The 13,761-nt window shown below is 71.6% G+C and carries 16 protein-coding genes; 10 read left to right on the forward strand and 6 right to left on the reverse strand.

The annotated features are described in order from the left end of the window. The first annotated feature begins 16 nt into the window (after positions 1–16). The 7 genes from ACFU97_RS12350 (at position 17) to ACFU97_RS12380 (ending at position 4,872) form a co-directional block, all read left to right on the forward strand. Complete coding sequence (locus tag ACFU97_RS12350; protein ID WP_384254492.1) at positions 17–1,321, forward strand: MFS transporter; 1,305 nt, start codon at positions 17–19, stop codon at positions 1,319–1,321. A 63-nt stretch (positions 1,322–1,384) separates the two neighbouring features. Beyond that, positions 1,385–1,573 (forward strand): aroma-sacti cluster domain-containing protein, encoded by a 189-nt coding sequence (locus ACFU97_RS12355; RefSeq protein WP_384254494.1) that lies wholly within the window; start codon positions 1,385–1,387, stop codon positions 1,571–1,573. 79 nt (positions 1,574–1,652) lie between these two features. After that, positions 1,653–1,844, forward strand: coding sequence for an aroma-sacti cluster domain-containing protein (locus tag ACFU97_RS12360; RefSeq protein WP_384254497.1), 192 nt, complete (start codon positions 1,653–1,655; stop codon positions 1,842–1,844). Further along, positions 1,844–2,713 carry a S8 family serine peptidase gene (locus ACFU97_RS12365; RefSeq protein WP_384254499.1) on the forward strand — a complete coding sequence of 290 codons (870 nt, stop codon included), beginning with the start codon at positions 1,844–1,846 and terminating at the stop codon, positions 2,711–2,713. The genes ACFU97_RS12360 and ACFU97_RS12365 overlap by 1 nt, the downstream gene beginning before the upstream one ends. Before the next feature lie 43 nt (positions 2,714–2,756). Next, positions 2,757–2,996: a hypothetical protein gene (locus ACFU97_RS12370; RefSeq protein ID WP_384254502.1), complete on the forward strand. Its 240-nt coding sequence runs from the start codon at positions 2,757–2,759 to the stop codon at positions 2,994–2,996. Beyond that, positions 2,996–3,373: a fic family toxin-antitoxin system, toxin component gene (locus ACFU97_RS12375; RefSeq protein ID WP_384254504.1), complete on the forward strand. Its 378-nt coding sequence runs from the start codon at positions 2,996–2,998 to the stop codon at positions 3,371–3,373. Before ACFU97_RS12370 ends, ACFU97_RS12375 begins: the two co-directional genes overlap by 1 nt. An 896-nt stretch (positions 3,374–4,269) precedes the next feature. After that, positions 4,270–4,872 carry a TetR family transcriptional regulator gene (locus ACFU97_RS12380; protein ID WP_384254506.1) on the forward strand — a complete coding sequence of 201 codons (603 nt, stop codon included), beginning with the start codon at positions 4,270–4,272 and terminating at the stop codon, positions 4,870–4,872. Positions 4,873–4,942: 70 nt separating this feature from the next. Here the strand turns inward: ACFU97_RS12380 and ACFU97_RS12385 are convergent, their stop codons facing one another. From ACFU97_RS12385 to ACFU97_RS12395, 3 genes are all read right to left on the reverse strand, one after another. Beyond that, positions 4,943–5,377, reverse strand: a complete 435-nt coding sequence (locus ACFU97_RS12385; RefSeq protein WP_384254509.1) for a VOC family protein — start codon at positions 5,375–5,377, stop codon at positions 4,943–4,945. A 32-nt stretch (positions 5,378–5,409) separates the two neighbouring features. Beyond that, positions 5,410–5,853, reverse strand: a complete 444-nt coding sequence (locus ACFU97_RS12390; RefSeq protein WP_384254511.1) for a helix-turn-helix domain-containing protein — start codon at positions 5,851–5,853, stop codon at positions 5,410–5,412. Between the two features lie 149 nt (positions 5,854–6,002). Further along, on the reverse strand, positions 6,003–7,181 hold the full coding sequence (locus ACFU97_RS12395) for a phytanoyl-CoA dioxygenase family protein (RefSeq protein ID WP_384254513.1): 1,179 nt from the start codon (positions 7,179–7,181) through the stop codon (positions 6,003–6,005). A gap of 109 nt (positions 7,182–7,290) precedes the next feature. Here ACFU97_RS12395 and ACFU97_RS12400 point away from each other — a divergent pair, with 109 nt between their 5' ends. Next, a complete protein-coding gene (locus ACFU97_RS12400; RefSeq protein ID WP_384254515.1) occupies positions 7,291–8,337 on the forward strand; it encodes a LacI family DNA-binding transcriptional regulator in 1,047 nt (348 codons plus the stop codon). Between the two features lie 249 nt (positions 8,338–8,586). Beyond that, positions 8,587–9,225, forward strand: a complete 639-nt coding sequence (locus ACFU97_RS12405; RefSeq protein ID WP_384254518.1) for a hypothetical protein — start codon at positions 8,587–8,589, stop codon at positions 9,223–9,225. On the opposite strand, the gene ACFU97_RS12410 is transcribed toward ACFU97_RS12405, so the two are convergent. Further along, entirely contained in the window at positions 9,168–10,295 is a 1,128-nt protein-coding gene (locus tag ACFU97_RS12410) for a sensor histidine kinase (RefSeq protein ID WP_384254520.1), read from the reverse strand. The genes ACFU97_RS12405 and ACFU97_RS12410 overlap by 58 nt on opposite strands. Next, positions 10,292–10,963, reverse strand: coding sequence for a response regulator (locus tag ACFU97_RS12415; RefSeq protein ID WP_384254523.1), 672 nt, complete (start codon positions 10,961–10,963; stop codon positions 10,292–10,294). Before ACFU97_RS12415 ends, ACFU97_RS12410 begins: the two co-directional genes overlap by 4 nt. Positions 10,964–11,159: 196 nt before the next feature. On the opposite strand from ACFU97_RS12415, the gene ACFU97_RS12420 reads away from it, so the two are divergent. After that, on the forward strand, positions 11,160–12,401 hold the full coding sequence (locus ACFU97_RS12420) for a DUF418 domain-containing protein (protein ID WP_384254525.1): 1,242 nt from the start codon (positions 11,160–11,162) through the stop codon (positions 12,399–12,401). 24 nt (positions 12,402–12,425) lie between these two features. Here the strand turns inward: ACFU97_RS12420 and ACFU97_RS12425 are convergent, their stop codons facing one another. Further along, on the reverse strand, positions 12,426–13,574 hold the full coding sequence (locus tag ACFU97_RS12425; protein WP_384254527.1) for a permease: 1,149 nt from the start codon (positions 13,572–13,574) through the stop codon (positions 12,426–12,428). Between the last annotated feature and the right edge of the window lie 187 nt (positions 13,575–13,761).

The raw sequence follows: 13,761 nt of genomic DNA on the forward strand, positions 1-13,761 counted from the left end.
CGGCCCGGAGGTGGTCATGCGGAGCACCGGACCCGCAGCCGTACTGAGGCATCGTCAGTTCCGCCTGCTCTTCGGCGGGCAGGCGCTGTCCGGACTAGGGGACTGGATCGACTACGTGGCCCTGGTCTCGCTCGTCGCCTACCAGTGGCGGGACGGAGCCGGCGGACTCGCCGCCGTCGCGGTCACCGCCGCCGTGCCGTGGCTGGTGATCGCCCCGGTCGCGGGGGTCTGGGCGGACCGGCTGCCGCAGAAGACCGCGATGATCGGCTGCGACCTGGTCCGGGCCGGCCTCGTGCTCGGCTACCTCGTCGCGCCCGACCTGCCCGTGCTGCTCGCCCTGCTCGCCGCCAAGACCGCCGTCGGCACCCTGTTCACCCCGGCCCAGCAGTCGGCGCTCAAGAGCACGGTGCCCGAGGACGCACTGCTGGCCGCCACCTCACTGAACACCCTCGCGACCCAGACCACCAAGATCGCCGGGCCCGCCCTGGGCGGTGTCATCCTGGCGCTGTCCGGCCCGCACGGCGCCTTCGCCGCCGACGCGGCGACCTTCGTCCTCTCCGCCCTCATCCTGTCCCGGCTGCGGTTGAAGTCCCGTACGGAACTGGTGAGTTCGCAGCTGCCGGCCGGCACCTGGTACGGGCGCCTGCTCCGGGAACTACGCGAAGGGCTCGCGTTCGTACGCGCCAGCCGCACCCTGCGGATCGCCGTCGCCGGCCTGTCCGCCACCGTCTTCCTCGTCCTGATGTTCGACACGCTCTCCCCGCTGCTCCTGCTCGACCTGGGCGTCCCGCGCTCGTACTACGGCGCCGTCGTCGCCTCGGTCGCGGTGGGCGCGGCGGTGGGAAGCGTGCTCGTCGCCCGGCTCGGGCGCGACCACAGCCCCTTCGTGATCCTGGGCGCCTCACAGGCGGCGACCGGGACGCTGGTGGCCGCCGTCGGGGTGGCGGCCACCAGCGGCGTCCGGACCCCGGCACTGTGCTGGCTTCCCGTCACCGTGGGGATCGGGCTGTGCTCGGCCGGGATCCTCGTGGTCTTCGGCTACCTCGTCCAGCGCGCCACCCCGCAGGAACTCATCGGCCGGGTCGGCACCGTCGCCATGGTCGTCCCCACGGCCCTCCAGCTCGCCGCCCCGCTCGCCGGCGCCGCGCTGGCCGCACGGGTCGGCATCGGCTGGGTGCTGACGGGGGCGGGCGCGGGCCTCGCCGTACTGGGCGCGGCCTGTGTGTGGCGCCACCCCGAGGACGAACCGGCCGGAGAACGGCACCCCGAGGGCCTCGTGCCCGCCGCCGCGGAGCCCGCTGCCGAGGGCTCCCCCTCATGACCTGGGCCGTGCCGCACGGCACGGCTCCGGAGCAGAACAGTCCCATCAGAAAGGCGAACCAGCATGTCGTTCAACGCTGTTCAGGCACTGACGGAGAAGGGCCACGACCTCGGGCACGCGACCGAGGCGCAGCTGAGCGTGATCGCGACGCTGTCCGAGGCGGAGGTGGCCGTCCTCAACTCCGTCAAGGAGCGCATCGAGGGCGAGGTCACCGCCCATGTGGAGGAGCCCACCGGAGTCATCGTCTGGTAGGCGCCGTCCTCCCCGCACGACCTGGGCCGTACCGCCCGGTGCGGCTCCGCAGGCACAACTGTTCCAGGAGGAAATCATCATGTCGTTCAACGCTGTTCAGGCACTCACCGACAAGGGCCACGACCTCGACCACGCGACCGAGGCGCAGCTGAGCGTGATCGCGACGCTGTCCGAGGCGGAGGTGGCCGTCCTCAACTCGATCAAGGACCGCATCGAGGGCGAGGTCACCGCCCACGTCGAGGGCGTCGCCACCGGCGTGATCATCTGGTAGTGGAGGCCGACGCGTCCACCGTAGGCCGCGCCGTCCACACGGCGGCGCGGCCCGGCCTGTCCTGGCGGGCCACCGACCTCACCGAGGCGGAGCAGACCCTGCCGCGCACCTGGCCCCACACGATCCGGCCGCCCTGGGACGAGGGGAGCACGGGTGCGGGCGTACGCGTCTGCGTCATCGACAGCGGGGTCGCGCCGGACCATCCGCTGGTGGGCCCGGTCTCCGCCGCGCACGTGGTGACTCCCGGCCCGGACGGCCAACTCCGCGTCGTCACCGACGAGTCGGGCGACGCCTACGGTCACGGCACCGCCTGCGCCGGCGTCATCCGGTCGCTGGCGCCCGAGTGCTCCCTGGTGAGCCTGCGGGTGCTCGGCGCCGGGCTGTCCTGCACCGGGAACACCCTGCTCACCGGGTTGAGTTGGGCGGTCGAGCAGGGCTTCGACATCGTCAACATCAGCCTGTCGACGACCAAGCGGGAGCTGCGCGACGAACTCCATGACCTCGCCGACCGGGCCTGCTTCGGCGGCACCCTGCTGGTCGCCGCCGCGAACAACCGCCGTATCGAGAGCTTTCCCTGGCGCTTCGCCTCGGTCCTGTCGGCCGGCAGCCATGCCGTGCCCGACCCGCGGCACCTGCTCTACAACCCCCGGCCGCCGGTCGAGTTCTACGCCCGCGGCACGGACGTGCCCGCCCCCTGGCCGGGCGGCGGCACGCGCCCGTGCAGCGGCAACAGCTTCGCGGCGGCGCACCTGGCGGGCCTGTGCGCACTGGTCCTCTCCCGCTACCCGGGTCTCGCTCCCTTCCAGGTCAGAAGCGTGCTGCACGTCCTGTCGGCGAACGTGGGCCCCGGCCGGGAGCTCCCTCGGTGATCGGGGCCGGAACGTCCCTGGTACCGGCTGGTACCATCCAGGCATGGCGAAGACTCAGAGGGGCTGGCGCGTCGACGACGAGATCGCCGAGCTGGCGACGGCCCGGGCCAAGGATCGCGGCATGAGCGTCAGTGACTACATCGCCGCGCTCGTGCGCGAGGACGCCGACGGGCTGCGGCAGCGCGGTCTGGACGCGGCACGGCGGTTCCTGGACGAGCACCAGGACGTCTTCGACGAGGCGGAGGAGGCCGACCGCCGCGCCTCGGGGGCCCACGCCGCGTAATGGATCTCTACATCGACGTTCCCTGGATCCTTCAGGTCGCGGAGGCGGCAGGGGCGGGCGACCCGTCGCCCGACGACTACGGCGTGCCGGTGGCCGCGATCGCCTGCCACCGCGCCGAGCTGCTCGAAACCCCCGTCTACGACGGCCCCTACGCCCGGGCCGCGGCGCTGGTGCACATCCTCGGGCGCTGCCGCTGGCTCGAGCGCTCCAACATGGCCGTGGCCGCCGCGACCGGCGTGATGTACCTGGAGGCGTCCGGAATCCCGGTCAAGCCCACCCGGGACGACGCCCTCGCCCTCCGCGACCTGCTGCGCGACCCCTCGTGCACCGCGGCGAGGATCGCGGCCCTGATGCAATCCTGGCCCCGGACGGGCTGAGCGGGCCGTCGCCGGCGGGGCGGTTGGGGCTCCGGCGGCGCAGTGCTCGTATCGTCCGTTTCGTCGACCTGTTGTTTTTTACTACGCAACTCGACACCGGGCGTAGAGAGTCCCGTCTGGCCTGCGCCCGATCCCGTCCGGTGCTCCGGCCAGGGGTGTCTCGGCCGCCGAGGGGCCGAATCGCGGGGTGTCGCCGGACAGCCGCGTCGTTCTAGGCTTCGGGACAGGAGGGATGCACACCTCCTCAGCCCCCAGTCCTCGGGCAGCCAGCAGTGACCCGCGTCCTCGGGTGACCGGAGCCCACCTCGTCCCGCGCCAGTGCCGTCAGCGGGCCCCGGTCTTCGTCCTCGCGGCTGTTTCGAGCTGGGGCTCACTCCCGCAGGCCCCAGAGCCGTAAGGACGTTCCCGCGCGGGGTCCTCGCGCCAGGGGACGGCGCGAGCCCTCGCGCAAAGCGGCCGCCGCCATCGCCGACATCAGGCGGCGGCCGCTATCAATTCTTCCCAGGCATCGGGCTGTTCGCACATTCGCCGTCAAAAGTGGCGCGAGACAATGGGATTCGAAGGTCCGTGGACCTCGGGATGCCCAACACGAGGCCTCCCGGCGCCAGTGCGTCGGCATCTCGTTGATCTGCGCAAGCCGTGCGTTGCGTGGGCGGTGGTGCGGGAGGCCATGTCACCGGCGGTCCGCCGTCGATGTGAAGGCCGTGACCGTCGATGCGGATGGTGCGGAGCGGGCATGCGGTGGCCTCGGCGATTGCGCCATGATCACCGGCGGGGAGAGGGGGGAGCGGGCCGCTCGGGCGGAAAGCTGTAGTATCCACGCGGACATTAAGCGAGCAGGTGCCCGTGGGTGACGTGGTGCCCCGCCCGTGGCCTGATCACCGGAAGGAGTTGCCGTGGCCGACGCAGAGCCCGGTGTGCCGCGTCGGCGGCGGGACCCTGAGGGGCACCGGGCGGCCATCATCGACGCCGCCCGCCACACCTTCGCGGAACGCGGGTACGCCCGCACGACGCTCCGGGAGATCGCACGCCGGGCCGGTGTCACCCACGGCCTGATCACCCGTCACTTCGCATCCAAGGAACGGTTGTTCCTCCAGGCTGTGCCGGGCAACCGCGATCTGGAGCAGGTCGCGGCAGGAGACCCCGGGACCCTGCCCGACCGGATCGCGGACGCCTTCGTGCGGCGGCTGGAGACGGACGCCGTCAACGACCCGCTCATCGCGCTCCTGCGCAGCGCCGCGTCCGACGAGGGCTCCGCCGCCGACCTGCTGGCCGCGATGCAGGAGCACAGTGCCGCCGTCTACCGGTCGGTCCTCGCCCCCGATGCGGCCACCGCGTCCGACGACGACATGGACGCCCGTGTGGCGCTGGTCGGCGCGCAGATGATGGGCGTCGCCTTCAGCCGGTACATCGCCCGGACCGAGCCCCTCGCCTCGATGTCGCCCGACCGGCTCACCGAACACCTCACCCGGATCCTGCGGAGCATTCTCTTCGGGTGAGGGCCGGCATGCCGGGACGTCGCCGTCAGCGGCGTCTGTGCCGTCGGTGTCGTCTGTGCCGTCGCAACCGTCAGTGCCGTTCCGGATCGAACTCCAGCACCTGCGTGAGGCGGATGTTGTTGCCCGAAGGGTCCCGGAAGGACGTGTCGATGCCGTAGGGCTGCGTCGTGGGCGGGTCGTTGAACTCGACGCCGCGGGCGGACAGTTCGTCGTAGGCGGCCTTGCAGTCGTCGGTCTCCAGGAACAGTGTGCCACCCGCGCCCTTGGCCACCAGGTCCGAGAGCTGGGCGCTGCCCGTCTCGTCGAGCATCGGCTGCCCCGGCACGGGCATCAGGACCAGCGCCGGGCCGTCCCCGGGCGGGGCCACGCACAGCCAGCGGAAGCTCCACGCCTCCATCGTCACGTCCGCCCTGACCTCCCAGCCGAGCTTGGTGGTGTAGAAGGCGAGTGCCTCGTCCTGGTCGTGCACCCAGAACTGCGCGTTGGCGATCTTGATGGTGGTCATGGCCGCTCCTCGGTCGTTGCCTGGGAACGACGCTAGGCAGCGGGCGCGGTCGTGTCTTCTCGAAACGTGCGGTTCTGCGGCCGCCCGTAGGCCATCGCCACGCAGCGCGGGACGCGCACATGGCGTGCGGCGGGCGGATGGGCCGCCCGGTAGGCCTGCGGCGTCGTCCCGTACATCCGCCGGAAGCTCGTCGTGAAGGAGCCGATGCTGCGCGCGCCGACGGCGACCCCGACCGCGGCCACCGTCCAGTCCGTCGCCAGCAGCAGGGACGCGGCCCGCTCCAGGCGGCGGGTCAGCAGGTACTGGTGCGGGGACTCGCCGAACGCCGCCTTGAAGCTCCGGCTGAAGTGGGCCGGCGACAGCGCGGCGGCCGCGGCCATGTCCGCCACGGTGAGCGCCTCGCCGTAGCGGGCGTCCGCGAGATCCTTGGCGCGGAGCAGATGACGTGAGATCGGTACCTGTGCCACGGGATCCATTGTGGGGTCGGCGGAGACGGGTGTGCTGTTCGCGGGGGAGGCCCAGGAGCGAGCCGCACGACGGCCGGGTCCTGCCGGCTCCTGCCAGGCATTGCCGGGCCCGGTCATGCCTGGCCCGCTCCCCGCTTGAGCTGGGACGTGCGTCCCGTTCAGCCGCGGCGCCGCTTGGTCCCGGCCTGGAGTTCCTCGCGCAGCCGGGCCGGGGCCCATTCCTCGGCGACGGCCTGCCAGAAGGTGTCCGCCTGGGAGGGCGGGGCGAGGCCGCCGACGGGCGGGTCGAGGTCGAGGTCGGTGGGGAAGGCGTAGCCCTCTGCGGTGGCGGCGACCACGCGGCGCAGCCAGTCCTCCGAGGCGCCCTCGGCCTTGCGGCGCAGCAGGACGGGGAAGAGGGCGTTGGCCATCGCCTCGCGGTCCACCGTCTCCATCGCGCGCCCGAAGGCGGAGGACACCTGGAGCAGATTGGCCATACGGCGGATGCCGGTGGAGCGGTTGTGCCCGGCCGCGTGGAAGAGCGCGGGGTTGAAGAAGGCCGCGTCCCCTTTGGCGAGGGGGAGTTGGACGTGGTGGGCGTCGAAGTACTCGATGAACTGCGGGAGTCGCCAGGCGAGGTAGCCGGGTTCGTACTTCTGCGAGTGCGGCAGGTACAGGGTGGGGCCGGACTCGACGGGCATGTCGCAGTGGGCCACGGCACCTTGCAGGGTGAGCACGGGGGACAGGCGGTGGACGTGCGCCGGATGGCGGGCCGCCTGCTCCTGGGTGAGGAAACCGAGGTGGTAGTCGCGGTGCACGTTCTGTGCCGCGCCGCCCGGGTTGACGACGTTGACCTGTGAGGTCACCTGGTAGCCGGGGCCCAGCCAGGCCTCGCTGATCAGCGCGATCATGTCGTTGGCGTAGTAGTCGGCGAACACCTCGGGTGCCCGTACGGCGACCTTGTCCAGGGCGTTCCAGACGCGGTCGTTGGCGCCCGGCCTGGCGAAGTGGTCGCCTCGGGCGGTACCGCTCGCGCGCTCCTCCTCGATGAGCGCGGCGAACACCTCGGACGCGCGGTCGACGACGGCCGGGTCCGGGAACGCGCCCTTGAGGACGACGATGCCGGGCCCGTCGAGCAGCGCCCGGACGAGTTCGCCCTGTACCTCCCGCCGGCCCTCGGCGGTGGCCGTGAGAGCACGGAGCCGGTCGCTGTCGTGGATCGGGACGTTCTGCTCCACGCGCTCGGCCGACGGGTGGCCGGCGGGGTCGGTCTCCTGCTCGACGAGCGAGCGGAAGGCGTCGAGATCGCAGTCGGCCTCGGTCAGCCAGGTCCGCTCCGCGGGGTTCGTGGACGACATCGGGGTCCTTTCGCCGTGCTTGCCTTTCTGCCAGTCTTGAGTGCCCGAACCCCTCATTCAATGCTCATCGATGCATCAAAAGTCCATCATCCAGCGTCTGGGATCCGTCATGCGACACCCGTATCCGATCAGGGAGATCGCCCGCCAGGCCGGGCTCAGCACGGCCACCGTCGACCGTGTCCTCAACGACCGGGGCAACGTGCGCGAGAGCACCGTGCGGGAGGTGCACGCGGCCATCAAGGACCTGGACCGCCAGCAGACCCAGGTCCGCATCGGCGGCCGTACGTTCATGATCGACATCGTGATGCAGGCGCCCGAGCGGTTCTCCACCGCCGTACGCGAGGCGCTGGAGGCCGAACTGCCCTCGCTGCACCCCGCGGTCGTCCGCTCGCGCTTCCACTTCCGGGAGACCTGCCCGCCCGCGGAGCTGGCCGCCACGCTGGACAAGATCGCCAAGCGGGGCACGCAGGGCGTGATCCTCAAGGCCCCCGACGTACCGGAGATCACGGCCGCCGTCGCACGCCTGGCCGCCGCCGGCATCCCCGTCGTCACCCTGGTCACCGACCTGCCCCACAGCGCCCGGCTCGCCTACGTCGGCATCGACAACCGCGCGGCCGGGGCCACCGCCGCCTACCTGCTGGAGCAGTGGCTCGGCGACCGCCCCGGCAACGTGCTCACCACCGTCAGCCGGGGCTCCTTCCGCGGGGAGGAGGAACGCGAGATGGGCTTCCGCGGCGCGATGCGCCTGGCCCGGCCCGCGCGTTCCCTCGTGGAGGTCACCGACAGCGACGGCCTCGACGCCACGCAGCGCGAACTGGTGCTGGCGGCCCTCGGACGCGACGAGGACATCGTCGCCGTGTACTCCATGGGCGGCGGCAATCTCGCCACGCTGGACGCCTTCGACGCACTCGGCAGGTCCTGTGCCGTCTTCGTCGCGCACGACCTCGACCACGACAACACCCGCCTGCTGCGCGAGCGCCGGCTGTCCGCGGTCCTCCACCACGACCTGCGCCAGGACGTGCGCCGCGCCTGCCGGGCCGTCATGCGCGCGCACCGGGCGCTGCCCGACGACGGTCCGGTCCTGCCGTCGGCGATCCAGGTGGTCACGCCGTTCAACCTGCCGCCCGACGTGCCAGTAGTGCCGTTCGCGGGGTGAACCACTCCTCGACGGGAGCAGAGTGTCCGTGTCGGATCGAACGGGCGCGGCCGCGTACCGGGAGCGGGTGCAGACGGTTGGCGGCCGCCTCATCGACCACGGGGTCGCCCCACGCATCATCCAGTACGAGGTCTTCGGCCCGGCCTTGTGGCAGGCGGACCTGGACTGGACCGGCGAGTGTGCCTGCCTCCGCGTCGTCGCCTGCGCCTGCTCCTGCGATGATCCGTCCGTCACCGTACTGGGGGGATCATGGGCATCGGCTACAAGACGGCATGGCTGGCTTTCCGGGACGCCACGCCGGAGGACGTGAGCGACGGCCTCGGCCTGCATCACCGCCAGGTCATGGACTGGACGAGCGGCACGGAGGCCGCCTACAGATCGGGCGTCTTCGTGGCCCGCCCGGTCCCCGACTGGACGATCGCGCACGGCCGCATCCACTTGACCTGTGTGCTCGACCCGACCGATCCCCGTTTCCCCGCCCGGCTCGAGAGCCTGAGCGCGGTCCTCGGCGACCTGCAGTTCTTCCTGACCGATCGCATCGGCGAGGACCACGCCTGGGCCAGGACCGAAGGCGGTGTGCTGACCCGTGCCTACTGCTACAGCGGCACGCAAGGCCAAGTCCCCCTGCACCACGGCGAACCCACCGCCGTCGAGAGGGAACTCGGGGTCGGGCAGCGCATCCTCGACGACGGCTGGGAGGTGTGGGGCGAGGACGAGTGGGATGCCTGGTTCGCCGCCATGCCCGTTGAGCAGCACGTCATGGAGATCGCCCGGCGCTGGGGCCTCTGCCCCCTCGACATCCCGGACGACGCGGTTGCCACGGAAGGTATTCACGGCTTTCCGCCGGGAGCTGAGTCCCCGGCCGGCAGTTCCATGCGGAGTTCGTAGCCGCCGTTCGTCGTGGGGCCGGAGGTCACCGTGCCGCCGTGGAGTTCGGCGCGCTGCCGTAGGCCGACGAGGCCGTGCTGGGCTCCGGGCAGGGGGAGCGCGGGGCGGATGGGTGCGGTGTTGCTGACGGTGGTCCTGAGCGTGCCGTCGCGGTGGTGGACGCGGACGGTGGCGGTGGCGCCCGGGGCGTGTTTGCGGACGTTGGTCAGGGCCTCCTGGACCGTGCGGTAGACGGCGCGCTGCAAGGTGGGCGGAAGGTCCTCCGGCAGGACCGTCTCCAGCTCCGTGTCGATGCCGCTGGACGCGACGAGTTGGTCCAGGTCGGCGAGCGACGGCTGGGGCGTGAGCTCGGTGGGGCGACTGCCCGAGGCACGCAACACGCCCACCATGTGCCGCAGTTCCTCCAGCGTCTGCACGCTCAGCCGCCGAATCGTGGCCCCGGTCGCTCTCGCCTCGGCGTCGGGGCTGCCCACCTGAAGCGCCCCCGCCTGGACCGCGATGAGGCTCACCTTGTGCGAGACGACGTCGTGCATCTCCCGGGCCAGCTGGGCGCGTTCCTTGCCGAGGGCGGCCTGCGCGGTGAGGAACTGCTCCTGCTCGCGCGCCTCGGAGATCTCGGCCAGCCGCAGCGACAGTTCACGCCGGGCCTGGACGAGCTGGCCCAGGAAGACGGGTGCGGCGGCGGTGGCGAAGGTGTAGGTGAGGTGGACGAGGCTGTAGGTCTCGGAGAGTTCGCCGACCTCCAGTTCGCTCCAGGGCCACGGCAGGAAGTCGCAGACGGCGAAGGTCACCGCGCAGCCCGCGAGTACGCCCCGGTGCCGGTTGAGCGAGGAGAGCGTGTACAGCGCGATCAGGGTGGCGAGCGCCGCGTCGCCGACCAGGGCGGTGGGGAGCGTGAGGAAGAAGGTCGTCAGCGGCAGATGACCGCGCAGCACGAGGGCCGCGGCGGCGAGCAGGCCGAAGGCGAGGGCCAGGGGGTCCTCGCCCTCGCTGTTGACCCACAGGTCCAGCAGCGAGGCCATGACCAGCACCGCGTCCATCAGCGGGGCGGGCGGCCGGCGAGGGTTCATCGGGTGCCTCCGTCCTCGGGCGGCGGCCTGAGCAGCCCGGCGCGCTCGGCGACCAGTGCGGCCTGGACGCGGTTGTCGACGTGCAACTTCTCGAAGACGGCGCTGACATGGCCCTTCACCGTGCCGGTGCTCAGATGCATCCGGTCGCCGATGTCGGTGTTGGACAGCCCCTCGGCCATCAGCGCCAGGACGGCACCCTCACGCTCGCTGAGCCGCGCGACGAGACGGACGGCGTAGGTCTCCCGTACGCCATGGCCCAGAAAACCGTCCACCACCGTACGGGTGACCTGCGACGACAGTACGGTGCCGCCCTCCGCCAAAGTGCGCAGCAGGAACGGGAGGTGCTCGGGATCGGTGTCCTTGAGCAGAAAGCCCGCGGCGCCCGACCGCAGCGCCGCCTCGACGTACTCGTCGGTGTCGAAGGTCGTCAGCATGGCCACCACCGGTGGATGCGCCATCCGGCGCAGCTCGGCCAGGACGGTCAGCCCGTCCACGTCGGGCATCCGGATGTCGAGCAGCACGACGTCGGGGCACAACTCCCGTACGGCCTGCACCGCTTGGCCGCCCGGTACCGCCGCCACGGCTCCGATGTCGGCCGAGGCGTTGAGGATGTGGGTGAAGCCCGTGCGGACGAGGGCCTCGTCGTCGACCACCAGTACACGGATCACGTGCGCTCCGCTCGTCGGTTGCCCGCCCTTCGATGGGTATCACGCCGCGGGGCGCGCGTCTGCCGGGCGCGGTCGGGCTTCGGACGGTCGTAGAGAGGGACCGGCCGATCGGCCGGTCCGGTTCCGTCCGGTCGGCGGGTGGGGTTCGGAAGCCTGCCGGGTGGGCCGCGCCGTACGGGCCGCGAACCCTGGAGCCATGACGAACGACGCCTCCCCGGTCGCGCCTCCGCCCGTACGGTCCGAGCAGCCACCGCACGCACCGGCCGCCGGCCGGCTGATCGGCATCGACCTGGCCCGCGGCCTCGCGGTCTTCGGCATGTACTCCGCCCACATCGGCCCCGACGTCACCGTCGGCGGTCCCGTCGGCTTCGTGCTGGAGACCGCGCGCGGCCGCTCCTCCGCCCTGTTCGCGCTGCTGGCCGGCTTCTCACTGATCATCATGACCGGTCGCCCCCGGCCCCGGACCGGCCGTGCCGGGCGGCAGGCGGTGGCGAGGATCGTGCTCAGGGCCGTCGTCCTGATCGCGCTCGGCTACGCCCTCACGGCCCTGGACACCGAGGTCGAGGTGATCCTCAGCTTCTACGGCCTCCTGTTCCTGGCCGTCCTCCCCCTGTACCGCCTGCGCGCCGCCACGCTCGCCGTCATCGCCGCCGCCGGGGCACTGATCCTGCCCCAAGTCCTGTACGCCGTACGGATCTCCATCGAGGACGGGTCATGGGCGGACACCGTCATCGCCCATGACCCGCTGGCCCGGATCACCAGCACGGACGGCGTCGTGGAGCTGCTGTTCACCGGCTCGTACCCGGTGCTGACCTGGGCGCCGTTCGTGGTCGCGGGCATGGCCGTGGCCCGGCTCGACCTGTCCCGGCCCGCCGTCCGCTCCCGGCTCGCCCTGTGCGGCGGCGCCCTCGCGGTCGTCGGCTACGGCGGCTCCTGGCTGGCCCTGCGCCTGGTGCCGCACGCGCTCACCACCATCTCGGCGGCCGCGGACGGCGGTTCGGCGTCGTCGGCCTGGTGGTCCGACATCGTGGGCGAACCGCAGGACGGCACCCCTCTCGACTGGCTCCTGGTCGCCGCACCGCACAGCCAGACCACCTTCTCCATCCTCGGTAACACGGGTGTGGCCCTCGTCGTGGTGGCCGCCTGCCTGACCGTCACCGCCCGGCTGCCGCGCCTGACCCGGCTGACCGCTCCCGTCTCCGCGGTCGGCACGATGGCGCTGACCGCGTACGTCCTGCACATCGTCGCCCTCTGGCTCCTGGTGGAGGTCTGGGACATCGCGATCGTCGACGCCGACACCATGTCCGCCCTGCCGGTCCTGGGGGCATTCGTCGCGGGCGCCGTACTGCTGGCGCTCGTATGGACCCGCCACTTCCGTCGTGGGCCGTTCGAGTACCTGCTCCACGCCACGACCCGGCCCGCACGGTTGGTCAGGTAGCCCGTGCCCCGGCCCCGTGGCCCGTCAGTGGTGGTGGTCGTCGTCCGGTGAGCCGCCCATCATCCGCAGCATGGGCAGCCCGCCGGTCCGCAGGAACCGCACGACGAGGACAGCGGCAAGGATCAGGAAGACGATGTTGAGCCAGGTGGTGTAGTTCCAACTGACGCCCTCCGCCGGGAGTTCGGCGTCCGCCTGGTCGGGGATCAGGCCGAGCCCGCCGAAGACGAACTCCACGACGTACCCGGCGACGACCATCGCGACGTAGAAGGTGCCCAGGAGGAAGACGGCCATCCGGGCGCCGTAGTACTTCCGGTAGATGTTCAGGATGGGGAGGATCAGCAGGTCGGCGAAGATGAAGGACACCACGCCGCCGAAGCTGATGCCGCCCTTCCACAGCACCACCGCGAGCGGCACGTTGCCGATGGAGCAGACGAACGAGGCGATCGCCACCAGCGGGCCGATCAGCGGCCCCCACAGCTTCGCGGCGAGCGGGTGGCCTTCGAAGAAGAACGCCTGCCAGAACGAGTCCGGCACCCACGCGGCGATCGCACCCGCGATGAGCAGGCCGACGACCAGGTCACGCAGGATCGCCGCCCACTCCATGACGAACACATGGCTGGTGGAGGTGAAGCCGTCGGGGGAGAGCAGCCGCCGCGCGAAGGAGCCTTCCCGCCGGACGGACATGTCCATCGCGGCATGGCCCTCCATGGACCCGGCGACGCCGCGATCGGCGTGCTCGCGGGCCTGGCGCAGCAGCCCCTCGCGCAGCAGGAGCCGGAACAGCACGGCCAGCACGACGATCATGATGGGTCCGCCGGTGAACTCGGCGAGGGTGAACTGCCAGCCCATCAGCAGCGCGAGGATGACACCGAGCTCCACGACCAAGTTGGTGGACGCGATCTCGAAGGCCATCGCCGCGGTGAAGTCGGCGCCCTTGCGGAACAGCGAGCGCGCGAGCGCGACCGCCGCGTAGGAGCAGGACGAGGATGCCGCGCCCAGGCCCGCGGAGACGGCGAGGGTGCGCGGGCGGTCGTCGCCGAGCAACGAGACGACGGCGGACTTGCGGACCACGGCCTGCACGACGGCGGACAGCGCGAAGCCCAGGATGAGGGCCCAGGTGATCTCCCAGGTCATGGATCCGGTGATCGACAGCGCGTGCAGTACGGCATCCATCTGTGGAGCGTTCCCTTCAACGTGCGGCATACGTACGGTCAAAGACATCACGCTCGTGTCCGCGGCCTCGCCGCCGGCCGGGACGTGGGGGGAGGACGGCCCCAGCGGAAACCCAAACCAAAGAAGACACAGAGACGGAGCAGAAGCGAGACGGGGAAGAAGGACACGGACCGGCACCCACACAAGC

It is taken from the genome of Streptomyces sp. NPDC057616 (assembly GCF_042800575.1).
Taxonomy (GTDB): Bacteria; Actinomycetota; Actinomycetes; order Streptomycetales; family Streptomycetaceae; genus Streptomyces.